At 59.6% G+C, this 21,885-nt stretch carries 23 protein-coding genes; 11 read left to right on the top strand and 12 right to left on the bottom strand.

Going from position 1 to position 21,885, the window contains the following annotated elements:
• The first annotated feature begins 245 nt into the window (after positions 1-245).
• The gene (locus ACM6I7_RS11010; RefSeq protein WP_414888560.1) at positions 246-1,160 is read left to right on the top strand and encodes a LysR family transcriptional regulator; all 915 of its coding nucleotides are present in this window, start codon (positions 246-248) and stop codon (positions 1,158-1,160) included.
• On the opposite strand, the gene ACM6I7_RS11005 is transcribed toward ACM6I7_RS11010, so the two are convergent.
• The gene (locus tag ACM6I7_RS11005) at positions 1,150-1,917 is read right to left on the bottom strand and encodes a substrate-binding domain-containing protein (RefSeq protein WP_098968203.1); all 768 of its coding nucleotides are present in this window, start codon (positions 1,915-1,917) and stop codon (positions 1,150-1,152) included. The two genes, ACM6I7_RS11010 and ACM6I7_RS11005, sit on opposite strands and share 11 nt — an antisense overlap.
• A 12-nt stretch (positions 1,918-1,929) precedes the next feature.
• Positions 1,930-3,222 (bottom strand): MFS transporter, encoded by a 1,293-nt coding sequence (locus tag ACM6I7_RS11000; RefSeq protein WP_027613231.1) that lies wholly within the window; start codon positions 3,220-3,222, stop codon positions 1,930-1,932.
• Between the two features lie 423 nt (positions 3,223-3,645).
• On the opposite strand from ACM6I7_RS11000, the gene ACM6I7_RS10995 reads away from it, so the two are divergent.
• From ACM6I7_RS10995 to ACM6I7_RS10985, 3 genes are all read left to right on the top strand, one after another.
• On the top strand, positions 3,646-3,954 hold the full coding sequence (locus tag ACM6I7_RS10995) for an RcnB family protein (protein WP_414888559.1): 309 nt from the start codon (positions 3,646-3,648) through the stop codon (positions 3,952-3,954).
• 101 nt (positions 3,955-4,055) lie between these two features.
• Complete coding sequence (locus tag ACM6I7_RS10990; protein ID WP_115990137.1) at positions 4,056-4,520, top strand: hypothetical protein; 465 nt, start codon at positions 4,056-4,058, stop codon at positions 4,518-4,520.
• 99 nt (positions 4,521-4,619) lie between these two features.
• Positions 4,620-4,958: an FKBP-type peptidyl-prolyl cis-trans isomerase gene (locus ACM6I7_RS10985; protein WP_247268555.1), complete on the top strand. Its 339-nt coding sequence runs from the start codon at positions 4,620-4,622 to the stop codon at positions 4,956-4,958.
• A 50-nt stretch (positions 4,959-5,008) separates the two neighbouring features.
• Here the strand turns inward: ACM6I7_RS10985 and ACM6I7_RS10980 are convergent, their stop codons facing one another.
• The 3 genes from ACM6I7_RS10980 to ACM6I7_RS10970 form a co-directional block, all read right to left on the bottom strand.
• Positions 5,009-5,320 (bottom strand): helix-turn-helix domain-containing protein, encoded by a 312-nt coding sequence (locus ACM6I7_RS10980; RefSeq protein ID WP_095139682.1) that lies wholly within the window; start codon positions 5,318-5,320, stop codon positions 5,009-5,011.
• A gap of 3 nt (positions 5,321-5,323) precedes the next feature.
• Entirely contained in the window at positions 5,324-5,647 is a 324-nt protein-coding gene (locus ACM6I7_RS10975; protein ID WP_027613227.1) for a type II toxin-antitoxin system RelE/ParE family toxin, read from the bottom strand.
• Positions 5,648-5,884: 237 nt separating this feature from the next.
• The gene (locus ACM6I7_RS10970; RefSeq protein WP_097088025.1) at positions 5,885-6,988 is read right to left on the bottom strand and encodes a cytochrome P450; all 1,104 of its coding nucleotides are present in this window, start codon (positions 6,986-6,988) and stop codon (positions 5,885-5,887) included.
• Positions 6,989-7,066: 78 nt separating this feature from the next.
• On the opposite strand from ACM6I7_RS10970, the gene ACM6I7_RS10965 reads away from it, so the two are divergent.
• The 3 genes from ACM6I7_RS10965 (at position 7,067) to ACM6I7_RS10955 (ending at position 10,053) form a co-directional block, all read left to right on the top strand.
• Positions 7,067-7,822, top strand: a complete 756-nt coding sequence (locus tag ACM6I7_RS10965; RefSeq protein ID WP_097088022.1) for an ArsR/SmtB family transcription factor — start codon at positions 7,067-7,069, stop codon at positions 7,820-7,822.
• A 150-nt stretch (positions 7,823-7,972) separates the two neighbouring features.
• Positions 7,973-9,193: a putative DNA modification/repair radical SAM protein gene (locus ACM6I7_RS10960; protein WP_027613224.1), complete on the top strand. Its 1,221-nt coding sequence runs from the start codon at positions 7,973-7,975 to the stop codon at positions 9,191-9,193.
• On the top strand, positions 9,190-10,053 hold the full coding sequence (locus tag ACM6I7_RS10955) for a TIGR03915 family putative DNA repair protein (RefSeq protein ID WP_096795900.1): 864 nt from the start codon (positions 9,190-9,192) through the stop codon (positions 10,051-10,053). Before ACM6I7_RS10960 ends, ACM6I7_RS10955 begins: the two co-directional genes overlap by 4 nt.
• Before the next feature lie 66 nt (positions 10,054-10,119).
• On the opposite strand, the gene ACM6I7_RS10950 is transcribed toward ACM6I7_RS10955, so the two are convergent.
• The 6 genes from ACM6I7_RS10950 to ACM6I7_RS10925 form a co-directional block, all read right to left on the bottom strand.
• On the bottom strand, positions 10,120-11,196 hold the full coding sequence (locus tag ACM6I7_RS10950; protein WP_143503082.1) for a hypothetical protein: 1,077 nt from the start codon (positions 11,194-11,196) through the stop codon (positions 10,120-10,122).
• A gap of 118 nt (positions 11,197-11,314) precedes the next feature.
• Positions 11,315-12,334, bottom strand: coding sequence for a branched-chain amino acid aminotransferase (locus ACM6I7_RS10945; protein WP_027613221.1), 1,020 nt, complete (start codon positions 12,332-12,334; stop codon positions 11,315-11,317).
• 234 nt (positions 12,335-12,568) lie between these two features.
• On the bottom strand, positions 12,569-13,942 hold the full coding sequence (lpdA, locus tag ACM6I7_RS10940) for a dihydrolipoyl dehydrogenase (protein ID WP_414888558.1): 1,374 nt from the start codon (positions 13,940-13,942) through the stop codon (positions 12,569-12,571).
• Between the two features lie 4 nt (positions 13,943-13,946).
• Positions 13,947-15,227: a dihydrolipoamide acetyltransferase family protein gene (locus ACM6I7_RS10935; RefSeq protein ID WP_414888557.1), complete on the bottom strand. Its 1,281-nt coding sequence runs from the start codon at positions 15,225-15,227 to the stop codon at positions 13,947-13,949.
• The gene (locus tag ACM6I7_RS10930) at positions 15,228-16,286 is read right to left on the bottom strand and encodes an alpha-ketoacid dehydrogenase subunit beta (protein ID WP_003224000.1); all 1,059 of its coding nucleotides are present in this window, start codon (positions 16,284-16,286) and stop codon (positions 15,228-15,230) included.
• Position 16,287: 1 nt separating this feature from the next.
• Entirely contained in the window at positions 16,288-17,523 is a 1,236-nt protein-coding gene (locus ACM6I7_RS10925; RefSeq protein WP_003224001.1) for a 3-methyl-2-oxobutanoate dehydrogenase (2-methylpropanoyl-transferring) subunit alpha, read from the bottom strand.
• Between the two features lie 185 nt (positions 17,524-17,708).
• Here ACM6I7_RS10925 and bkdR point away from each other — a divergent pair, with 185 nt between their 5' ends.
• The gene (gene bkdR / locus ACM6I7_RS10920; RefSeq protein WP_027613216.1) at positions 17,709-18,197 is read left to right on the top strand and encodes a Bkd operon transcriptional regulator BkdR; all 489 of its coding nucleotides are present in this window, start codon (positions 17,709-17,711) and stop codon (positions 18,195-18,197) included.
• Between the two features lie 92 nt (positions 18,198-18,289).
• On the opposite strand, the gene ACM6I7_RS10915 is transcribed toward bkdR, so the two are convergent.
• Positions 18,290-19,153, bottom strand: a complete 864-nt coding sequence (locus tag ACM6I7_RS10915) for an MBL fold metallo-hydrolase (protein ID WP_414888556.1) — start codon at positions 19,151-19,153, stop codon at positions 18,290-18,292.
• A 91-nt stretch (positions 19,154-19,244) separates the two neighbouring features.
• Between ACM6I7_RS10915 and ACM6I7_RS10910 the strand changes: the two genes are divergently transcribed.
• The 3 genes from ACM6I7_RS10910 (at position 19,245) to ACM6I7_RS10900 (ending at position 21,809) form a co-directional block, all read left to right on the top strand.
• Complete coding sequence (locus ACM6I7_RS10910; protein WP_003224002.1) at positions 19,245-19,586, top strand: ArsR/SmtB family transcription factor; 342 nt, start codon at positions 19,245-19,247, stop codon at positions 19,584-19,586.
• A 168-nt stretch (positions 19,587-19,754) separates the two neighbouring features.
• A complete protein-coding gene (locus tag ACM6I7_RS10905) occupies positions 19,755-20,999 on the top strand; it encodes an FAD-dependent oxidoreductase (protein WP_414888555.1) in 1,245 nt (414 codons plus the stop codon).
• Positions 21,000-21,008: 9 nt separating this feature from the next.
• Positions 21,009-21,809 carry a sulfite exporter TauE/SafE family protein gene (locus ACM6I7_RS10900; protein ID WP_139055931.1) on the top strand — a complete coding sequence of 267 codons (801 nt, stop codon included), beginning with the start codon at positions 21,009-21,011 and terminating at the stop codon, positions 21,807-21,809.
• Positions 21,810-21,885: the final 76 nt, after the last annotated feature.

Raw genomic sequence — 21,885 nt, 5'->3', positions numbered from 1 at the left:
ACTCCTGACAGCGGTACGGCGGGGGGTGACAAGGATAAGGGCTGCGCCGCTCGTCAATCCACCACAAAACCCAGTGGGAGCGGGCTTGCTCGCGAAAGCGCTGGTTCAGTCCATGTTGATGGCGACTGTGACACCGCATTCGCGAGCAAGCCCGCTCCCGCAAGGGCGATATCATCAAATCTGTAATAAATTGCATCATTTGGTTACATTGATAGCCTTCACGAATCAATCTTTTCGAGTCCGCCATGGCCATCAACTTCGACCTCAACGACCTGCAAGCCTTTCGCGCCGTGGTCGAGCAGGGCAGTTTCCGCAAGGCCGCCGACATCGTGCGCCTGTCACAACCGGCCCTGAGCCGACGCATCGAGAAGCTTGAAGACGCCCTCGGCGTAAAGCTGTTCGAGCGCACCACGCGCAAAGTCAGCCTGACCCAGGCCGGGCGTGGCTTCATGCCCAGCGTCGAGCGTTTGCTGGATGATCTGGACGTGGCGCTGCTGGGCATCAGTGAAGTCGCATCGACCCGACTCGGTCATGTCACCGTGGCTTGCGTACCCTCGGCGGCGTACTACTTCATGCCGCGGGTGGTCGCTCGCTATCACCAGCAGTTTCCGCGAATCAAGGTCAAAGTCCTCGACTCCAGCGCCCACGACGTGTTGAGCGCAGTGGTCAACGGCGAGGCGGATTTCGGGTTGAGTTTTCTGGGCACGCAGGATGCCAAGGTCGATTTCGAACCGCTTGTGCAGGAGTGCTATGTCGTCGCTTGCCGGCGCGATCACCCGTTGGCCGGACGCAGCAGCGTGACCTGGGACGAGTTCTATCAGCAGGATTACATCTCGCTGGACAAGACGTCGGGCAACCGTTTTCTGCTCGATCAGGCCTTGAGCAGCGTGGTGCCGCAGCGCCCGAGCATCTGCGAGACGCGGCATGTGACGACCATGATTGGTCTGGTGGAGGCGGGGCTGGGGGTGGCGGCGGTGCCGCTGATGGCGATGCCCGGGCCGGATCATCCGATCCTGACGCGGGTGCCGCTGACAGATCCGCAAGTGATGCGCAGTGTCGGCATCCTCAAGCGCCGGGGTCGCACGTTGACCCCGGCGGCATTGGAACTGGAGCGGCTGGTAGTGGAAATGAAAGTCCAGCCACCAACGCTTAGCGCTTGACCGAATCCAGCCCGGTGGCTTGCACGTCAGCCTGGGCGGCAGGCGCGGCAAGATAGTCGAGCAGGGCCTTGGCCTCTTTTGGATGCTGTGCGCCGACCGGGATGCCGGCGGCGAAGCGCGTCACCGACTGCACCGACTCCGGAATCTTCCCGACAAACGTCACCCCCGGCACCGGCAGCAATTCGCTGACCTGCTGGAAGCCCAGTTGGTAATCGCCGGTGGCAACCACCGAGCCGACCGGGACTTTCGGGACCATTTTCGCTTTCGGTTTCAGTTGATCCTCGACACCGAGTTTGTTGAACAACTCCTTCTCGATGTACACGCCGCTGGCGCTGTCGGAGTAGGCCACCGATTTTGCGTCGAGGAGGGTTTTCTTCAGGCTTTCGACGCTGCTGATGTCCGGCTTCGGCGCGCCTTCACGCACCACCAGACCGATCCGTGAATCCGCCAGTTCGACCCGCGAGGCCGGGTCGACCTTGCCCTGTTTGATCAGGTCATCGAGGGCGTAGCCGACCATGATCACCACGTCGGCGTGCTCACCGCGAGCGAGGCGATTAGGGATGGCTTCCGGCGCCTTGCCCATCGACGGGCCGAGTTGGGTGTCGAGGGTGTTGCCGGTGGCGGCCGCGAATTTCGGGCCGAGGATTTTGTAGGCGGCGGTGAAGCCGCCCGACGTCATCACATTCAGCTGTTCAGCATGGGCCAGGGCGCTGAAAGCGAAGAGGGCGATGGCGCTGAGATTGATCAGTTTTTTCAAGGTGATTGCTCCTTATGCGGCAACCGGTTGCAAACGGCCGCCTGCGCGGCGATAGAGGTACAACGTGGCGCACAACGCACACAGTGCGCCGACGCTCATCCAGTAACCCGGCGCCGCTTTGTCGCCGGTGTACTGGATCAGGAAGGTCGACATCGCCGGGGTGAAACCGCCGAAAATCGCGGTCGCCAGGCTGTAGGCGAGGGAGAAACCGGCTACTCGCACTTCCACCGGCATGATCTCGGTCAGCGCCGGAATCATCGCGCCGTTGTACATGCCGTAGATGAACGACAGCCACAGCAGCGACAGCAACATGTGACTGAAGCTCGGCGCCTGCACCAGGTACGACAGGGCCGGATAGGTGGTGGCCAGTGCCAGCAGCGCCATGGCGATCAGCACCGGGCGCCGGCCGACACGGTCGGACAACATGCCGCCAATCGGCAGCCAGAAGAAGTTCGACACGCCAACCAGCAAGGTCACCAGCAACGCATCGGAAGTGCTCAGGTGCAGCACGGTCTTGCCGAAGGTCGGCGCGTACACGGTGATCAGGTAGAACGCGGTGGTGGTCAGCGCGACCATCAACATGCCACCGAGCACCACGCCCCAGTTCTGGCCAAGCGTGCGGAACACTTCCTTCATGCTCGGGCGGTGTTTGCGTGCGGCGAACTCTTCAGTTTCCGCCAGGTTACGCCGCAGGAAAAAGATGAAGGGCACGATCATGCAACCGACGAAAAACGGAATGCGCCAGCCCCAATCGGCAACCACATCCGGCGCCATCCACGCGTTCAGCGCATAGCCCAAGGCTGCCGCGACGATGATCGCCACTTGCTGACTGGCGGACTGCCAAGCGGTGAAAAAGCCCTTGCGGCCAGGGGTGGCGATTTCCGACAAGTACACCGAAACACCGCCCAGTTCCGCACCGGCGGAGAAGCCCTGCAACAGCCGTCCGATCAACACCAGCGCTGGCGCAAACAGACCGATGGTCTCGTATCCGGGCACCAGCACAATCAGGATCGTGCCGCTGGCCATGATCGACAGGGTGACGATCAACCCTTTGCGCCGACCGACGTCATCGATGTACGCACCCAGCACGATGGCGCCCAGTGGACGCATCAGAAAGCCTGCGCCGAATACGGCAAAGGTCATCATCAGGGAAGCGAACTCACTGCTCGCCGGGAAGAACACCGCCGCGATCTGCGTGGCGTAGAAGCCGAACAGAAAGAAGTCGAACTGTTCGAGGAAGTTGCCCGAGGTGACCCGGAAAATGGCGCCGGCCCGCGAGCCGCCGTGTGGGATTGAGGCTGTCATAGAAAAATCTCCACCGCTTTTATGACGTGCGCGACGTGGAAGCGGCGCACGGTTGTTATTGCGGCGGATGGTCGCGCAGCTGTAACAGGATGTTAATTGCATTGTTGGCATGGATTGATGTGCAAAACGGATCAATTCCCTGAAACACCACTTCCTGTGGGAGCGAGCCTGCTCGCGAAAGCGGTGGTTCAGGTAATGAAAATGCTGCATGTACCGATGTCATCGCTGGCAAGCCAGCTCCGACAGTTTTTGCGGTGTACCCGTTGTCCCTGCAACACCAAGCAAACCTGTGGGAGCTGACTTGCCAGCGATAGCGGCCTCACAGACAACTACAATCCCTGGCCAGTCCACGCAAAAACAAGGAATGATTCCAGTCCTCCGCAGTCGGAGTTCAGGTATCACACATCTGAAGGAGGTTCACCGATGAACAGCAAAACCCTAATCGCCAGCCTGGCCCTGGTCGCCGGCATTGTCGGGATCAGCCCACTTGTTCAAGCGGCGCAAACCTCAAGCGAACCCACGGTCCAGTCGCCGACCAGCGACCGCGAATTGAAGGTCAACGACCGGGCTCCAGACATTTATCAGCGCAGCGACAAAGCGTTGAAAAACTGGAAACAGAAAGGCTTGAAAGCACCGGTCGATCAGGCGCAGTGGGTGCAGATCAATGACAAGTACGTGATGGTCATGATCACCAATGGCACCATTGTCGAGATGCAACCTGTCGAGCGTTAAGCACTTCGGTAACAATTGGCCATGGACGGTCGATTGCATTCGGGCGCTATTCGGGTAAAACGCGAAGGGCGTTTCGAGTGACTGGATGTCAGGAGCAATCGTTGGAAAAGAAACCGCTTTATCGCAAAGTAAATACCACTGCTCACAATGTCTGGCGCAACAATCAGGGCAGTCACTATCGGAATGAGCGTAATACCAAAGCCGAGAGGCGTAGCGAGGCGACGCGGGGTTCGATGCATGGAATCAAGCATCACGGCTACGATTACACGCCATTATTTCGCTTTCTGTTATCTCGCGTCGGAGGTAACTGGGATGAGATTTACAGTGAGGCGCTGGCGCGCCTTGATCGTCCGGAGCCAGTGTTCTGGATGGTGTCCATCCATGAAGATGATCGCGAGGACATTGTGCGACTGGGTGAGTCGAGCTACTTCAATGGCCTGTACGTCGATGAGCAAAAGCGTCTGCAAATCGTCAACCCGGACTTGAAGGCCGAGGAGATGAAACCCCATTGCCAGTGTTGCACCCATACTTTCAATGGCGTTGTGTTTGGCTTGCCTCCTGATTGAGTGTTTCCACTCGATAAACCGCCAATCATTGGTTAATGAGTTGCGAACAGCTGCCATTTCTGGGAAAACGCCCGCCAGTTAAGCAATTGAGTGAATGTCATGAATGATGAATTGCAGGTAATCGATCTTCAGGTGGGCGAGGGCAAGGCTGCCGTCAAAGGCGCGCTGATTACCACCCATTACACCGGCTGGCTGGAAGACGGCAGCGAGTTCGATTCTTCTCACAGCCGTGGCAAACCTTTCCAGTGCGTGATTGGCACGGGCCGGGTGATCAAGGGTTGGGATCAGGGGCTGATGGGCATGCAAGTGGGCGGCAAGCGCAGACTGCTGGTGCCGGCGCATTTGGGGTACGGCGAGCGGACGATGGGCAAGATTCCGCCGAATTCGAATCTGGTGTTTGAGATTGAATTGTTGGAGGTTTTGACGCGGGAGGATTGAGGCGGATGCAGTAACGACATCGCCTCTTGGCCTAAGAATCCGAGCTGCCTTCAAGCCCAGTGCAGCGGTGCGGCCTGGGGGAAACAGATGTCTACTTCCAGTTTCGCTGCGGCCGACAGATTGACCAGCGCATCCAGAGAAAATTTGTCGATTTTACCGTTGAGTACGTCATTGAGGCGTGGCTGAGTAATCCCCAAGCGCTTGGCGGCTTCCTTCTGAGGAAGCTCCCAGGCACGAACCGTCTCGCAAAGCGTGCGCATGAGTTTGGCCCGCAGGCGCATGTTGGCCGCGTCCTGCGGCGTGTCTTCCAGCGCGTCCCAGATGCTTGAGAAATGCTGGGAAGGGTGTTGATGATCCTTCATGGCTTAACCTATTTCCTGGTATCTGGCGCGTGCCAGTTCTATATCTCGCGTTTCAGTTTTGCGAGTGGTCTTTTGCATGGCGTGCAGCACATAAATCGCGTCAGGCCGATTGACCACATAAAACACTCGAAACGCTCCTGAGTCTTCGGTGATTCTGATTTCATTGACACCCCGTCCTACGGTTTTCATGGGGCGCCAATCAAAAGGCTCGTCGCCCTGTTGCAACAGATCCAATTGAAATCCCGCAGCTCTGCGAGCATCCAAAGGAAAAGCTCTCAGATCCTTGAGTGCACTTGCGACAAACACCACATCCTTGTGTCTTGGCATCGACTTCTCCTTTGTTGAAAGGATAAGCGTAATGGCTCCGACGAAAATGCGTTGCGGCGGTGTGTTGCAAAGAGTGGCAGAGGTCACCTATCAGCAGGCTATATCGAAACCGATATAAATCAAGCTTGATTTTCTTTATCTGATATTCGGTATCGACATCGCCAGTTTGCTTCTACAGGGGATTAGAGCAGGGCACGCGTATCATGAGCCTCAACCCCAAGCGCTGAGCCACAGTGCCTAAGGCTGTGCCGCGCTGAACAGTGGAATCCGCCCATTGAGCGATGGGCGGTAATGCCACGTCAGTTGTTGCAGATTCACACCCTGATCAAGGATTTCTCTGACAGTCGCAGCGGCAATGCTCAGCGCCAGCGTCTGCCCCGGACACTGATGCCGGCCGCTGCCAAAGCTGAAACTGCCCCGGTCAGGACGATCCAGCAGAAACCGCTCGGGCTCTGCATTCAACAATGGATCGCGGTTGGCCGAGGCCAGCAGTACCAGAATCACCTCTCCGGCCTCGAGCCGCACGCCATCGATCTCGCAAGTCTGCGCGACAAAGCGCCGAGTGTTCTGCACTGGCGGATCAAAGCGCTGAACCTCGGCCAACAGTGCGTCCACTGAGGCATGGCGCAATTCGGGCTGACGTCGCAGCGCAATCAGTGCATTGCCGATCAGTCCCGCACTGGCCTCGAACGTCTGCGAACAGAGACCGATCAGGTTGGCGATCAGGGTTTCTTCGTCTCCTGTAAATCGCTGCTCGATCGCCTTGAGCAACTCGCTATCGGCTTCGGCCAGCAACTCGATGAAATAGCCGTGCAATTGCTCCGCCGCCGCATGCGCCGCCGCCAGTTGCAGGTCATTGCTCAGCGGCGACAGGCAGGCGACGAAATCCGCGGTCAGCTCACTGATTGCCCGGCCTTGCGCCGGGGAGAAGCCGAGCAGCGCCGCGACCACGCACACCGGGCCGCGAAACATCGCCTTATATAAGCCGTCGGCGTCCGCTGTAATCAAACGCGCGGCCACCAGTGCGCGTACTTGCTCCTCATCTATCAACTGCAGTGACGGCTCGATTGCCGCACGCGGACAGCGCTGACGTTCGCCATCGTTCATCCGCATCAACTGCCCGAACACCTTGCCGGCCAGCCCCGAGGCAATCGCCTTGGGCACCGGTTCCTGCAACGGTCGCACCCGACAATCGGCATGCGTCAGCACCGCACGCACCGCTCGGGCGCTGCTGGCGACCCACAGCTTCAATCCATGATCAAAGGTCAGTCCGCCCTCGGCGCGCAGTTTGGCGTAGTAGGGGTAGGGATCGGCATGCGTCGCAGCGATGATCGGGTCCATGGTTCACAGCCTTGTCGTCGGGAAAGTGATGCGAGTATCTTCAGTCCGCAGCGACGACGATTCGTCGGGGAGCGAAATATGCACGCAGAACATCAAGACATCGGCGTTTCGCAGGTGGCGGCCGCCATCGCCGAACCGGCACGCACGAAAATTCTCTGCTCGCTGATGGACGGCCACGCCCGCACCAGCACTGAATTAGCGGCCGTGGCGGAAGTCAGCGCCTCCACCGCCAGTGCACATCTGGCCAAGCTCAAGGATCTGGCACTGGTGCGCCTGCACGTGCAGGGCCGCCATCGTTATTACAGCCTCGCCGATCAGCGCGTGGCTCAGGCGCTGGAAGCGTTGATGGTGATCGGACAGAACGCCGCACCTAGCTTCAAGCCGCACACCCCGGATCGCCTGCAATTCGCCCGCACCTGCTACGACCACATGGCCGGCACGCTGGCGGTGTTGCTCCACGACCGTTTGCTCGAGGCGGGGTGGCTGGTGGAAACCGACGAGCGGGTTTATCGCTTGAGCGGCACCGGCGACGCGTTGTTTGCGAGCTTGGGAATTGAGGTGCAGGACTTGAGTACCTTGCGCCGCAAGTTTGCTTGCCCGTGCCTGGACTGGAGCATGCGCCGGCCGCATCTGGGCGGTTCGTTGGGCGCGGCGTTGTTGCAGATGGCATTGAAACGCAAGTGGGTGACGCAGGATCTTGATAGTCGGGCGTTGGCGCTCACCGTGGCGGGGCGAAAGGAAATGGGTATGCGGTTTGGTCTTGAGTTGCCTTTAGACGCGAAGATCAAAAGATCGCAGCCTGCGGCAGCTCCTACAGGAAGTGTGCACATTTGAAAAATGTCGACTGTTGCGAATTAATGTAGGAGCTGCCGAAGGCTGCGATCCTTTGATCTTGAGCTTCTGCCCGACGAGGTGCGCTTCTGGCACCTTGTAACCCCGTGCTCGGACCTATACTGTATATCCACACAGTAAAGAGCCCGCGCCATGCAAATCATCGACAAGCTCAGCATTCTCGCCGACGCCGCCAAGTACGACGCCTCCTGCGCCAGCAGCGGTGCGCCCAAGCGCAGCTCCGAAGGCAAGAGTGGGTTGGGCTCGACCGATGGCATGGGCATCTGCCACAGCTACACGCCGGACGGTCGTTGCGTGTCGCTGCTGAAAATCCTCCTGACCAACTTCTGTCTCTACGACTGCCAGTATTGCGTCAACCGCCGCTCCAGCGATGTGCCGCGTGCACGCTTCACCCCCGAGGAAGTGGTGACGCTGACCCTGGATTTCTACCGGCGCAACTGCGTCAGCGGGCTGTTTCTCAGCTCGGGGATCATCCGCTCGGCGGACTACACCATGGAACAACTGGTGCGCGTGGCGAAGCTGTTACGCGAAGAGCATGAGTTTCGCGGCTACATTCACCTCAAGACCATTCCCGAGGCCGATCCGGCATTGATCGAGGAGGCCGGGCGCTACGCCGATCGCCTCAGCGTCAATATCGAACTGCCCACCGACGCCAGTCTGCAAACCCTGGCGCCGGAGAAGCAGATTGGTTCGATCAAGCAGGCAATGAACACCATTTACACCGGCGTACAAACGGTGCTCAACGAACCGCGTTCGGCGAAGTTCGCCCCGGCCGGGCAAAGTACGCAAATGATCGTCGGCGCGGATGACACCGACGACAGCACGATTTTGCACAGCGCTCAGTCGCTGTATGGCAACTACCGCTTGCGGCGCGTCTACTATTCGGCCTTCAGCCCGATTCCCGACAGCCCGAAAAGCGTGCCACTGGCCGCGCCACCGCTGATGCGCGAACACCGGTTGTATCAGGCCGATTTCCTCTTGCGCAGTTACGGCTACAGCGCCGATGAGCTGCTCAAGGGCCCGGGTAATCTAGCGCTGGACATCGACCCGAAACTGGCTTGGGCGCTGCAGAATCGCGAGGTGTTTCCGCTGGACCTGAATCGCGCCGAGCCGTCGCTGATCGCACGAATCCCCGGCATCGGTCTGCGTACCACCGAACGTCTGGTGCAATTGCGCCAGCAACGGCGCATCCGCTACGAAGATGTGGCGCGCATGCGTTGTGTGCTGGCCAAGGCCAAGCCGTTCATCATCACCAGCGACTACCACCCGCAACAGGCCGAAGTCACCAGCCACATGCTCTATCAGCAACTGCGCGACCGGCCGCAGCCGCAGCAGATGGGGTTGTGGGGATGATCAATCTCGATTGCGACGACCTGTTCGACACCTGGCGCCAGCAGGCACGCTGGCTGCTCAGCCATGAAGTCGACCCGAGTCTGGTGAGCTGGGCGTCGGAAGGGGTGAGCGATCTGTTTGCCAGTGACGTCTCGGTACCGGAGGGGCAGGGGCCGTTTCAGGCACGTATCCCCCGTGCACTGCTCGATACCCTGGAGCAAGCCGCGCGCTACCGGGGCGACCAGCGCTGGAGTCTGTTGTATGAAGTGCTGTGGCGAGTCAGCCATGGCGACCGCACGGCGATGATGGCCGGCGACAAGCTTGGCAGCGAGTTGCAGCGGCGGATCAAGCAGGTGCAGCGCGAAGCCCACCATTTGCATGCGTTCGTGCGTTTCATCGAACGCCCGCAGGATCAGCCAGGCCCGCAATACGTCGCGTGGCACGAACCTGCCCACGACATCCTGCACAGTGCCAGCGAACATTTCATCGGACGCATGGGCCGGCATCGCTGGTTGATCGCCACGCCGCGTGACGGGGTTTATTACGATGGCGAACAGTTGATTCATCAGCGCCAGTGCCCGGTGGAATGGCAGCAACTGGCGCAGAACGTCGATGACCCGCATGGCGAGCTATGGCTGACCTATTACAGCCACATCTTCAATCCGGCGCGGTTGAACGAGAAGGTCATGCAAGGGCATTTGCCGGTGCGGTTCTGGAAGAATCTGCCGGAAGGGGAGTTGATTCCCGGGCTGATTACCCAGGCGCGCACGGGCAAGCAGCAGAACGGACAGGCGAGCGGTATTGCGGGGCGAGGAGGCAAGCGGGTTGTACTAAAGAGCATTGAAACTCGCTCGTCGCTAGAGGAGCGAGGTCCCGGATGAGTGTTTAGCCTCAGTCAATCTCACGATTAGCATGAACAAACTAAGAGCCTGAAAAAACTGTCAGGATCAGAGATCATTCAAGCGTGGCTCTTCTGAAGGGGTAGGCGGGAAAAGATCAGTCAGGCTATTTAACTCTTGTTGGTTTGTCATCCGTCCAATTGAGATGGTAAGAACTCTTGATATATCGTTTGTTTCTCTGCTGGCTGGCGTTCCTCTCATAAATGCCGCTGCTTGCGCTAGAGAATTGAAGGTTTTCGCCCCAATGTTCATGTTTTCGTTTTGAATTATTTTTATCAAAAATAACGACAGTGCGGTTGTCGCTGGCGGAAGGTCTTTGCGATTTATCGCGTAGTTATGTTGAGTTTTAGGCGCTCGGCTAGCGTGTTTCGTTTGGAGAATTGCAGGAGGGAGTTTGAGAAGATCTTTTTTTTGACTTACATCATACAGGCAGGTATAAGCGCCGTCGGCAAAGTAGTTGGTCTGCGCGGAGGCTTGTGCAATAGGCAAGTACGCCTTTTTGTCATAAAGTTTTTTTGCTTGAAAAGCCACAGCCTGTACGCGCTCCCTCTCTCCAGGTAGGTTGGTATGAACAATGATGCCAAAGTCACTGCCTGTTACCTTTTCTCTATTGTTTGCCGAAAGGTCGTGATAGGCGACGTTTACGGGCACCTCCTCGCCATAAAGTTCTTTTGAAAATGAAGTCAGCGAGTCAGAGCAAAAAAGTACGCTGGAGTACATTTTGCTTAGTAAATGCCCTGTTAACCTTTCCTCGTGTGAGTTTTGAGGTAAGTCACGCTCACAAAATTCCAGCTCGGCAAATGCCAATGCAGAGAATATTCCTCTGATAAAAACATTATTAGTTGCTTTGTGGCCCCATAAATAATCTTCGCTTGCCTCTCTGGATTCGCCCAGCAAGTAGCAGGCGCAGGGCGGGATTCCCGCTATTTTTTTCAATAAGCCATCTGAGAGTGGGATTTTTAGTTCATGGCTGAGCAGCTCCGCAACTTCACGAATCTGTTCGCTCTGAGGTACTGTTCCCAAACAAATTGCTTGAGGTGGCAGAAGATTTCCAAAGCCCAATGAACCCGTAACTAGACGATGAAGGCCGCGATTTACAACACTCGGTAAGATGTATCGTTCCATGATGGGGCTTCCGTGCAAGAGGACTTCACGAGTCATTACTTGATCGCGAGTAAAACGGGTGCAGAAGAAATGTGTGCCCTTTAGGGGGCACACATTTCTAGCGATTAACGCGAGAGGATCAAACCTTGACGATCCAGCCCGCTGGCGCTTCGATGTCGCCGGTCTGCACGCCAGTCAGCTCTTTGTAGAGCTTCTGGGTGACCGGGCCGACTTCGGTTTCGCTGTGGAACACGTGCAGGTGGTCGTTGTAACTGATCCCGCCGATCGGGGTGATCACCGCCGCGGTACCGCAGGCGCCGGCTTCCTTGAAGTCCGACAGTTTGTCGATCAGCACGTCGCCTTCAATCACTTCCAGACCCAGACGGGTTTTCGCCAGTTCGATCAGCGACAGACGGGTGATGCCTGGCAGCACGGATGGCGAGTTCGGGGTGATGAACTTGTTGTCGTGGGTGATCCCGAAGAAGTTGGCCGAACCGACTTCCTCGATCTTCTTGTGAGTCAGCGGATCCAGGTAGATGGCGTCAGCGAAGTGCGCTTTCTTGGCCTGCGAGCCCGGCATCAGGCTGGCGGCGTAGTTGCCACCGACCTTGGCCGCACCGGTGCCTTGTGGGGCGGCGCGGTCGAAGCTGGAGATCTGGAAGTTGTGCGGAGTCAGGCCGCCCTTGAAGTAGGCGCCGACCGGGATCGCGAATACCGAGAAGATGAACTCCGGCGCGGTACGCACGCCGATGTTGTCACCCACGCCGATCACGAACGGACGCAGGTACAGCGCGCCGCCGGTGCCGTATGGCGGGATGAAGCGCTCGTTGGCGCGAACCACTTCCTTGCACGCTTCGATGAACTGCTCGGTCGACACGTGCGGCATCAGCAGGCGGGCGCAGCTGCGCTGCATGCGCGCGGCGTTCTGGTCAGGACGGAACAGGTTGATCGAGCCGTCCTTGCAACGATAAGCCTTCAGGCCTTCGAAGCACTGCTGGCCATAGTGAAGGGCAGTCGAGCCTTCGCTGATGTGCAGCACGTTGTCTTCGGTCAGGGTGCCTTTGTCCCACTCGCCATTGCGAAAGTACGACAGATAGCGTTTGTCGGTCTTGATGTAGTCAAAACCCAGCTTGTCCCAATTGATGCTTTCGTTACCCATGACACCCTCTATCACTGAACAACCGTCGAAACGGTTCAAGGCTTCTGACGTTTTTTTGGATGGGCACAACAATACTTCATTCTTGAGCGGTTTCGCAGCCCGGACTATCGGATGACAGACAGATAATTCCGGTTGCGCCTGAGAATTCGCGAGCAGGCTCGCTCCCACATTTGAAATGCATTCCCATTGTGGGAGCGAGCCTGCTCGCGAAGGGGCCATTACAGCCACCCACCATCACAGGTGCAACGCATGCCCCAACGCCCGCAACGCCGCTTCCTGCACCGCTTCACCCAGGGTCGGATGCGCATGAATGGTGCCGCCGATGTCTTCGAGGCGCGCACCCATTTCCAGGCTTTGCGCGAATGCGGTCGACAACTCCGACACGCCAACCCCGACCGCCTGCCAGCCGACAATCACATGATTGTCGCGCCGCGCTACCACCCGCACGAAGCCGCTTTTTGATTCCAGGGTCATCGCCCGGCCATTGGCAGCGAACGGGAAGCTGGAAACGATGCAGTCCAGCCCGGCAGCCTTGGCTTCGTCCGGGGTCTGGCCGACCACCACCAGTTCCGGGTCGGTAAAGCACACGGCGGCGATGGCGGTCGGGTTGAATTCGCGGGATTTGCCGCTGATCAGCTCGGCAACCATTTCGCCCTGAGCCATGGCGCGATGGGCGAGCATCGGCTCGCCGCTCAGGTCGCCGATGGCGTAGACGTTGCGCATGCTGGTCTGGCAGCGGCTGTCGATCTTGATCGCCGAGCCGTTCATGTCCAGATTCAACGCTTCGAGGTTCCAGCCTTGGGTGTTCGGCTTGCGGCCGACCGCCACCAGCACCTGATCGGTTTCCAGATTGAGGGTGTCGCCGTTCGGGTCACGCACCTGCAAGGTGCCGTCGAAACCCAGCACGCTGTGCTTGAGATAGAGCTTCACGCCCAGTTGCTTCAGCGCTTCGTGCACCGGTTGGGTCAACTCGGCGTCGTAGGCTGGCAGGATACGATCCTGCGCCTCGACCACGCTGACTTCGGCGCCGAGCTTGCGGTAAGCGATGCCCAGCTCCAGACCGATGTAACCGCCGCCCACCACCACCAGGCGCTTGGGCACGGACTTCGGTGCCAGCGCTTCGGTGGAGGAGATGATCGGCCCGCCAATTGGCAGGATCGGCAGGTTGACGCTGGTCGAACCGGTGGCCAGCACCAGATGTTCGCACTGGATCCGCGTATCGCCGACTTCCACGGTTTTGCCGTCGATGACTTTGGCCCAGCCATTGATGACCTGGACCTTGTTCTTTTTCAGCAGTGCGGCGACGCCGGTGGTCAGGCGATCGACGATGCCGTCCTTCCACTCGACGCTCTTGCTGATGTCGAGGGTTGGCGCCGAGACGCTGATACCCAGCGCAGAATGCTGACTGTGATGTCGTGTCTGGTGAAACTGCTCGGCCACGTGAATCAACGCTTTGGACGGAATGCAGCCGATGTTCAGGCAAGTGCCACCCAGCGATTGGCCTTCGACCAGAATCGTCGAAATGCCCAGTTGCCCGGCGCGAATCGCCGTGACGTAACCGCCGGGGCCGCCGCCGATGATCAGCAGCGTGGTGTTCAAGGTTTGCATTGCATCACTCCACAAACAGGGTCGCGGGTTGTTCGATCAAGCCACGAATGGCCTGGATGAAGAGCGCCGCGTCCATGCCGTCGACCACGCGGTGATCGAAGGAGCTGGAGAGGTTCATCATCTTGCGGATCACCACTTGGCCTTTGACGACCATTGGCCGTTCGACGATTTTGTTCACGCCGACGATGGCCACTTCCGGCAGGTTCAGCACCGGCGTGCTGACGATGCCGCCCAGCGCACCGAGGCTGGTCAGGGTGATGGTCGAGCCGGACAATTCGTCGCGGCTGGCCTTGCCATTGCGTGCGGCATTGGCCAGACGCGAGATTTCCGCGGCGCTGTCCCACAGGCTGCGTGCTTCGGCGTGACGCACCACCGGCACCATCAGGCCCACATCGCTTTGCGTGGCGACACCGACATGCACTGCGCCGAGGCGGGTGATGACCTGGGCTTCGTCGTCGTAACGGGCGTTCATCTGCGGGAAGTCGCGCAGGGCGACGACCAGTGCGCGGACCAGGAATGGCAGCAAGGTCAACTTGCCCCGGCTGGCACCGTGTTTTTCATTCAGATGCGCGCGCAGTTCTTCGATGGCGGTGACGTCGATTTCCTCGACGTAGCTGAAGTGCGCGGCACGCTGGGTGGCGTCCTGCATGCGCTGGGCGATCTTGCGGCGCATCCCGATTACTTGAATCTGTTCTTCATCGTGACGCTGGGCGTAAGCGGCGGCTGTCGGTGCCGAAGCGTTCGACTGACCTTGCGCCAGATAGGCCTCAAGGTCTTCGTGCAATACGCGACCGGCCGGGCCGGAACCGCGTACCAGACGCAGCTGAATGCCCAGATCCAGCGCATGTTTGCGCACGGCCGGGGAGGCCAGCGGACGCTCATCAGCTTCACGGGCAACCATCGGTCCCTGGCAAACCGGTGCCGGACGCGGCGCGGCAGCGGCGGCAGGTTTGCTCTCGACAGCTGTTTCAACTTTCGGCGCAGCAGGTGCTTCTTTCGCAGCAACCGGTGCTGGTGCGGCGGATTCCTTCAGGTTTCCGGCGCCTTCAACTTCGATGCTGATCAGCACACTGCCGACCGCCATCACTTCACCCGGCTGACCGCCGAGGGCAATCACCTTGCCGTGAACCGGCGACGGAATATCGACCATTGCCTTGTCGGTCATCACGTCCGCCAGCACCTGGTCTTCAACCACCAGATCGCCAACCTTGACGTGCCACTGCGACAGCTCTACTTCTGCGATGCCTTCGCCGATGTCCGGCATCTTGATAACGTGCGTGCCCATTCAGACCTCCATGACCCGTTTCAACGCCGCGCCCACTCGGGACGGCCCTGGGAAATACGCCCACTCTTGCGCGTGCGGGTAGGGGGTGTCCCAACCGGTGACGCGTTCGATCGGCGCTTCCAGGTGATGGAAGCAATGCTCTTGCACCAGCGACACCAGCTCGGCGCCAAAACCGCAGGTGCGGGTGGCTTCGTGTACCACCACGCAGCGGCCGGTTTTCTTCACCGACTTGACGATGGTTTCCAGATCCAGCGGCCACAGGCTGCGCAGGTCGATGACTTCGGCATCCACGCCACTTTCCTCAGCGGCAACTTGCGAGACGTAAACGGTGGTGCCGTAGGTCAGCACGGTCACGTCCTTGCCCGGACGGGTGATCGCGGCGACGTCCAGCGGCACGGTGTAGTAACCGTCCGGCACCTGGGCCTGCGGGTGTTTCGACCACGGGGTTACCGGACGGTCGTGGTGGCCGTCGAACGGGCCGTTGTACAGGCGTTTCGGCTCTAGGAAGATCACCGGGTCATCGTTTTCGATGGAGGCGATCAGCAGGCCCTTGGCGTCGTACGGGTTGGAGGGCATCACGGTGCGCAGGCCGCAGACCTGAGTGAACATCGCCTCGATGCTCTGGCTGTGGGTCTGGCCGCCGTAGATCCCGCCGCCGCACGGCATGCGCAGGGTCATCGGCGCGGTGAACTCGCCGGCCGAGCGATAACGCAGGCGCGCCGCTTCGGAAATGATCTGGTCGGAAGCCGGGTAGACGTAGTCGGCGAACTGAATCTCGGCCACCGGGCGCAGGCCGTAAGCACCCATGCCCACCGCAACACCGACAATGCCGCTTTCGGAGATCGGCGCGTCGAATACCCGCGAGGTGCCGTACTTGGTCTGCAGGCCTTCGGTGCAACGGAACACGCCGCCGAAGTAGCCGACGTCCTGACCGAACACCACCACATTGTCGTCACGCTCAAGCATCACATCCATGGCCGAGCGCAGGGCCTGGATCATGGTCATGGTGGTCGTGGTCATGGCGGTTTCCAACTGAATATTGTTGTTGTGATCGTTCATGTCAGATCCCCAACTGCTGACGCTGGCGCTTCAAGTGCTCCGGCATCTCTTTGTAGACGTCTTCGAACATGGTTGCGGCGCTTGGAATCTGCCCACCGGCGAGGGTGCCGTACTGTTCGGCCTGTTTCTGCGCGGCAATCACTTCGGCTTCGAGCTCGGCGCTGACCGCGGCGTGCTCTTCTTCCGACCAGTGGCCGACCTTGATCAGGTGCTGTTTCAGGCGGGCAATCGGGTCGCCCAGCGGGAAGTGGCTCCAGTCATCGGCAGGACGGTATTTCGACGGATCGTCGGAGGTCGAGTGCGGGCCGGCGCGGTAGGTGACCCATTCGATCATGGTCGGGCCAAGGTTGCGCCGGGCGCGTTCGGCAGCCCAGGCGGAGGCGGCGTAGACCGCGTAGAAATCGTTGCCATCAACCCGCAGCGAGGCGATGCCGCAACCGACGCCGCGTCCGGCGAAAGTGGTGGCCTCACCCCCGGCGATGGCCTGGAAGGTCGAGATCGCCCACTGGTTGTTGACCACGTTGAGGATCACTGGCGCACGGTAAACGTGGGCGAAGGTGAGGGCGGTGTGGAAGTCCGATTCGGCGGTGGCGCCGTCACCGATCCAGGCCGAGGCGATTTTCGTGTCGCCCTTGATCGCCGAGGCCATGCCCCAGCCGACGGCCTGAATGAATTGGGTGGCAAGGTTGCCGGAGATGGTGAAGAAACCGGCGTCCTTGACCGAGTACATGATCGGCAACTGTCGGCCCTTGAGCGGATCGCGCTCGTTGGACAGCAACTGGCAGATCAGGTCGACCAGCGGCACTTCGCGGGCCATCAGGATGCTTTGCTGGCGGTAGGTCGGGAAGCACATGTCGTCGATGTTCAAGGCCAGGGCCTGGGCGCTGCCGATGGCTTCTTCGCCAAGGCTTTGCATGTAGAACGACATTTTTTTCTGGCGCTGGGCGACCACCATGCGGTTGTCGTAGATTCGCGTCTTGAGCATGGCGCGCATGCCCTTGCGCAGGATCTCGACCGGCACGTTTTCAGCCCAGGGGCCGAGGGCGTTGCCCTGATCGTCGAGCACCCGAATCAGCCCACGCGCCAGGTCGGCGGTGTCGGCGGGTTCTACGTCAATGGAGGGTTTGCGCACCGTGCCGGCATCGGTCAGATGCAGGTAGGAGAAGTCGGTTTTGCAGCCTGGGCGGCCCGAGGGTTCAGGGACGTGCAGACGCAGCGGTTCATACGCTTGGGTCATGGCTTCTACGCTCGATCTTGTGAATTTCTTGTAGTGAGCTGGCAATCATTCTTGGGTGAAAGAAATCTTGTCCTACAACAATCATAGGCCCGGGCCAGAAGAATATTTCTCTCTGTTTCGTTGCGCTGGAGACGATTTGCAGATAGAAATTCTGCATAAACATAAAAAACAGGTTGTTTTGTCTCATGCGCAAACTGGACCGTACCGACATCGGCATTCTCAACAGCCTTCAGGAGAATGCGCGCATCACCAACGCCGACCTCGCGCGCTCGGTGAACCTGTCGCCGACGCCGTGTTTCAACCGGGTCAAGGCGATGGAGGAATTAGGGCTGATTCGCGAGCAGGTGACGCTGCTGGATGCCGATCTGCTGGGCCTGCACGTGAACGTGTTCATTCATGTCAGCCTGGAGAAACAGGTGGAGGAGGCGTTGCAGCATTTCGAAGAGGCGATCTCCGACCGCCCCGAGGTGATGGAGTGCTACCTGATGGCCGGCGACCCGGACTATCTGATCCGGGTGCTGGTGCCGACGATTCAGGCGCTGGAGCGGTTCATGATGGACTTTCTGACCAAGGTACCGGGGGTGGCGAATATTCGGTCGAGTTTTGCCTTGAAGCAGGTGCGCTACAAGACGGCGTTGCCGTTGCCGGCGAATGGGTTGACCCTCGGGTCCTGAAAATCAAAAGATCGCAGCCTTCGTCAGCTCCTACAGGGACACCGTTTATGTGTGCCCTGTGTAGGAGCTGCCGCAGGCTGCGATCTTTTGCTTTAAAGCTTGTTGATCGGCACTTTCAAGTAAACCACACCATTGTCCTCGGCCGGCGGCATGTTCCCCGCCCGCACATTCACCTGAATCGCCGGCAGCAACAGCGTCGGCATGCCCAACCCGGCGTCACGTTTGGTGCGCATCTCGACAAACGCCGCCTCATCAATCCCGTCATGCACATGAATATTGCTCAGGCGCTGCTCACCGACGGTGGTCTGGCACTGTGACTCGCGGCCTTCCGGCGGGTAGTCGTGGCAGACGTAGAGTTTGACGCTGGCCGGGAAGGCCAGCAGTTTGTGGATCGAGTTGAACAGTTGATGGGCGTTGCCGCCGGGGAAGTCGCAGCGGGCGGTGCCGACATCGGGCATGAACAGCGTGTCGCCGACCAGAATCTGTTCGCCGTCGATCAGGTAGGCCATGTCTGCCGGAGTGTGGCCGGGGACGTGCAGGGCGGTGGCCTTGAGGTTACCGATCATGAACGACTCGTTCGGCGCGAACAGGTGATCGAACTGCGAGCCGTCGACGCAGAATTCCGGTTCCAGATTGAATAGCGCCTTGAATACGTTCTGCACCTTGCTGATGGACTGGCCGATCGCAATTTTGCCGCCCAGCTCGCGGCGCAGGTACGGCGCGGCGGACAGGTGGTCGGCGTGGGCGTGGGTTTCCAGCAGCCATTGCACCTGCAAGTGGTGTTCTCGGACGAAGGTGATGATTTTGTCGGCCTGCGCGGTGCAGGTGCGACCGGCAGCGCCGTCGTAATCGAGGACCGGATCGACGATTGCACACTGCCCGCCATCGGCTTCATAGACCACGTAGCTGTAGGTCGAGGAGGCGGGGTCGAGGAAAGCTTCAATCTGCGCGGGCATGGTCACCAACCTGAACCAGGGAAATGGGTTGCAACACTTTATCTAAAAACATAATGTTCGCAGCTTAAGTGACGTTGAAGGCATCGTGCAAATGCAATCCAGTCTGACCGAATGTGAAGTCGCCCAGTTGCGGGCGTCCGCCTCCAAGGCCTGCGCGCTGCTCAAGGCGCTGGCCAATGAGGATCGCCTGTTGATCCTGTGCCAGCTGACCCAGGGCGAGCGCAACGTCGGCGAGCTGGAAAAAATGACCGGCGTGCGCCAGCCGACCCTGTCCCAGCAACTGGGCATCCTGCGTGATGAAGGCCTGGTGGCGACCCGTCGCGAAGGCAAATACATCTTTTACGGTCTGGCCAGTCCTGAAGTGATTCAGGTGATGAAGACCCTGTCCGGGTTGTATTGCGGAGCGGTGCTCAAGAGCTGGGGTCACCCATAAATGTCAGCCAACACCTCCATCCCCTGTGGGAGCGGGCTTGCTCGCGAAGGCGTCGTATCAGTCGACTTTAATGTTGAATGATCTACCGTTTTCGCGAGCAAGCCCGCTCCCACATTGGTTTTATGTGAAGGCCAAGAAATCCTTGCATGCAGCAATAAGGAACAAGCAATGAACGATCAACACTGGGGCCCATCCATCAGTGCCGATATCGTGGTCATCGGCGGCGGCACCGCCGGCATCGGCTTCGTCGCCAGTCTGCTCAAGCGTGATCCCACTCTAAAAGTCACCGTGATCGAGCCAAGCGCCCAGCACTACTACCAACCGGCGTGGACGCTGGTCGGCGGTGGCGCCTACGACGTCAAGGACACCGTGCGGCCGATGAGCAAAGTGATGCCGCGTCAGGCCACCTGGATTCAGGCGGCAGTGACTGCGGTTGATCCCGACGCACGTCAGCTCACGCTCAACGATCAACGCCGCGTCACTTACCAAAACCTGATCGTCTGCCCCGGCCTGCGGCTGGCCTGGGAGAAGATCGAAGGCCTGCAGGAAAGCCTCGGTCAGCACGGCGTAACGTCCAACTACAGCTATCAGCACTCGCAGTACACCTGGGATCAGGTGCAGAAACTGCGCGGCGGCAAGGCGTTGTTCACGCAGCCGGCGATGCCGATCAAATGCGCCGGCGCGCCGCAGAAGGCGTTGTACCTGTCGTGCGATCACTGGCGTAAAACCGGCGTCCTGAACAAGGTCGAGGTTGAATTCAACCTGGCCGGCGCCGCGTTGTTCGGTGTCGCGACCTTCGTCCCGCCACTGATGAAGTACATCGAAAAGTACAACGCGCAACTGGCCTTCAACTCCAACCTGGTCAAGGTCGACGGCCCGGCGAAAACCGCGTGGTTCGAGATCAAGGACGCCGACGGCAACCTCACCACACAGGCGAAAACCTTCGATCTGCTGCACGTGGTGCCGCCGCAAGTCTCGCCGGATTTCATCGCCCAGAGCCCGCTGGCCGACGCTGCTGGCTGGTGCGAAGTCAATCCGCACAGCCTGCAACATCCGTGTTACCCCGAGGTGTTCGGCCTCGGTGATATCTGCGGCACCAGCAATGCGAAAACCGCTGCGGCGGTGCGCAAGCAGATTGTGGTGGTCGCGGAAAATCTACTGGCCGTGCGCAAGCAACAACCGCTGCCACTGAAGTACGACGGCTACGGTTCGTGCCCGCTGACGGTGGAGAAGGGCAAGGTGATCCTCGCCGAGTTTGGTTACGGCGGGAAGTTGCTGCCGACCTTCGCCCTCGATGCGACCGTGCCGCGCCGCTCGGCGTGGTTCCTCAAGGCGACGCTGCTGCCGTGGTTCTACTGGAACGGCATGCTCAAGGGCCGCGAGTGGCTGACCGGTTTGTCCAAAGTCGACTGAGAACTCCCTATGCTGCTGGCAAGTCTGTTTGGCGTATTGATGGGGCTGATTCTCGGGCTGACCGGGGCGGGCGGCGGGATTCTCGCGGTGCCGGCATTGGTGCTTGGTCTCGGCTGGAGCATGACCCAGGCCGCGCCCGTGGCGTTGTTCGCCGTCGGTAGTGCGGCGGCAGTCGGGGCGATCGACGGTTTGCGTCATGGTCTGGTGCGTTACCGCGCGGCGCTGCTGATAGCCGCGCTTGGCGCGGTGTTTTCGCCGCTGGGCATCTATTTTGCGCACCAGTTGCCGGAGAAGATCCTGATGATCCTCTTCAGCCTGCTGATGGTCATGGTGGCCTGGCGCATGCTGCGCCGTGAGCGTGCGCAAACGGGGCCGAGCGACCACGGCCACGCGAGCTGGGGGCAGAAAAACTGCATGCTCAATGAGCAGACCGGGCGTTTCGACTGGACCGCCAAATGCACCGCGACCCTCGCTGCTTTGGGTGCTGTGACCGGTGTGGTTTCGGGCTTGCTCGGCGTTGGCGGTGGTTTCCTGATCGTGCCGGCGTTCAAGCAACTGACCGATGTGCAAATGCGCGGAATTGTCGCGACGTCGCTGATGGTGATCAGCCTGATTTCGGCGATTGGCGTGATCGGCTCCTTCCATGCCGGAGTGCGCATCGACGCTCAGGGCGCGGCGTTTATCGTGGCCAGCATCGTCGGCATGATCATCGGCCGCAAACTCTGCGCCCGGGTGCCGGCGCGGACGTTGCAGGTGGGGTTTGCCAGCGTGTGTCTGCTGGTGGCGGGGTATATGTTGTTGCGTGCCTGAATGTTGGCAGATCAAAAGATCGCAGCCTTCGGCAGCTCCTACAGGAATCGCATTCCCATGCAGGAGCTGTCGAGTG

Source organism: Pseudomonas sp. IT-93MI4 (assembly GCF_949767635.1).
GTDB lineage: Bacteria > Pseudomonadota > Gammaproteobacteria > Pseudomonadales > Pseudomonadaceae > Aquipseudomonas > Aquipseudomonas putida_A.
The sequence above is the reverse complement of the archived record's forward strand: the minus strand, read 5'-3'. Positions and strand labels throughout refer to the sequence as shown.

Excerpts from the sequence above, each read along its gene's own strand:
- ACM6I7_RS11010 (WP_414888560.1), top strand. The coding sequence starts at position 246 with ATGGCCATCAACTTCGACCTCAACGACCTGCAAGCCTTTCGCGCCGTG.
- ACM6I7_RS10980 (WP_095139682.1), bottom strand. The coding sequence starts at position 5,320 with ATGAAGGATCATCAACACCCTTCCCAGCATTTCTCAAGCATCTGGGAC.
- ACM6I7_RS10950 (WP_143503082.1), bottom strand. The coding sequence starts at position 11,196 with ATGGAACGATACATCTTACCGAGTGTTGTAAATCGCGGCCTTCATCGT.
- ACM6I7_RS10930 (WP_003224000.1), bottom strand. The coding sequence starts at position 16,286 with ATGAACGATCACAACAACAATATTCAGTTGGAAACCGCCATGACCACG.
- lpdA (WP_414888558.1), bottom strand. The coding sequence starts at position 13,942 with ATGCAAACCTTGAACACCACGCTGCTGATCATCGGCGGCGGCCCCGGC.
- ACM6I7_RS11000 (WP_027613231.1), bottom strand. The coding sequence starts at position 3,222 with ATGACAGCCTCAATCCCACACGGCGGCTCGCGGGCCGGCGCCATTTTC.
- bkdR (WP_027613216.1), top strand. The coding sequence starts at position 17,709 with ATGCGCAAACTGGACCGTACCGACATCGGCATTCTCAACAGCCTTCAG.
- ACM6I7_RS10965 (WP_097088022.1), top strand. The coding sequence starts at position 7,067 with ATGCACGCAGAACATCAAGACATCGGCGTTTCGCAGGTGGCGGCCGCC.
- ACM6I7_RS10935 (WP_414888557.1), bottom strand. The coding sequence starts at position 15,227 with ATGGGCACGCACGTTATCAAGATGCCGGACATCGGCGAAGGCATCGCA.
- ACM6I7_RS10900 (WP_139055931.1), top strand. The coding sequence starts at position 21,009 with ATGCTGCTGGCAAGTCTGTTTGGCGTATTGATGGGGCTGATTCTCGGG.
- ACM6I7_RS10955 (WP_096795900.1), top strand. The coding sequence starts at position 9,190 with ATGATCAATCTCGATTGCGACGACCTGTTCGACACCTGGCGCCAGCAG.
- ACM6I7_RS10995 (WP_414888559.1), top strand. The coding sequence starts at position 3,646 with ATGAACAGCAAAACCCTAATCGCCAGCCTGGCCCTGGTCGCCGGCATT.
- ACM6I7_RS10945 (WP_027613221.1), bottom strand. The coding sequence starts at position 12,334 with ATGGGTAACGAAAGCATCAATTGGGACAAGCTGGGTTTTGACTACATC.
- ACM6I7_RS10925 (WP_003224001.1), bottom strand. The coding sequence starts at position 17,523 with ATGACCCAAGCGTATGAACCGCTGCGTCTGCACGTCCCTGAACCCTCG.
- ACM6I7_RS10985 (WP_247268555.1), top strand. The coding sequence starts at position 4,620 with ATGAATGATGAATTGCAGGTAATCGATCTTCAGGTGGGCGAGGGCAAG.
- ACM6I7_RS10910 (WP_003224002.1), top strand. The coding sequence starts at position 19,245 with ATGCAATCCAGTCTGACCGAATGTGAAGTCGCCCAGTTGCGGGCGTCC.
- ACM6I7_RS10970 (WP_097088025.1), bottom strand. The coding sequence starts at position 6,988 with ATGGACCCGATCATCGCTGCGACGCATGCCGATCCCTACCCCTACTAC.
- ACM6I7_RS10905 (WP_414888555.1), top strand. The coding sequence starts at position 19,755 with ATGAACGATCAACACTGGGGCCCATCCATCAGTGCCGATATCGTGGTC.
- ACM6I7_RS10960 (WP_027613224.1), top strand. The coding sequence starts at position 7,973 with ATGCAAATCATCGACAAGCTCAGCATTCTCGCCGACGCCGCCAAGTAC.
- ACM6I7_RS10915 (WP_414888556.1), bottom strand. The coding sequence starts at position 19,153 with ATGCCCGCGCAGATTGAAGCTTTCCTCGACCCCGCCTCCTCGACCTAC.
- ACM6I7_RS10975 (WP_027613227.1), bottom strand. The coding sequence starts at position 5,647 with ATGCCAAGACACAAGGATGTGGTGTTTGTCGCAAGTGCACTCAAGGAT.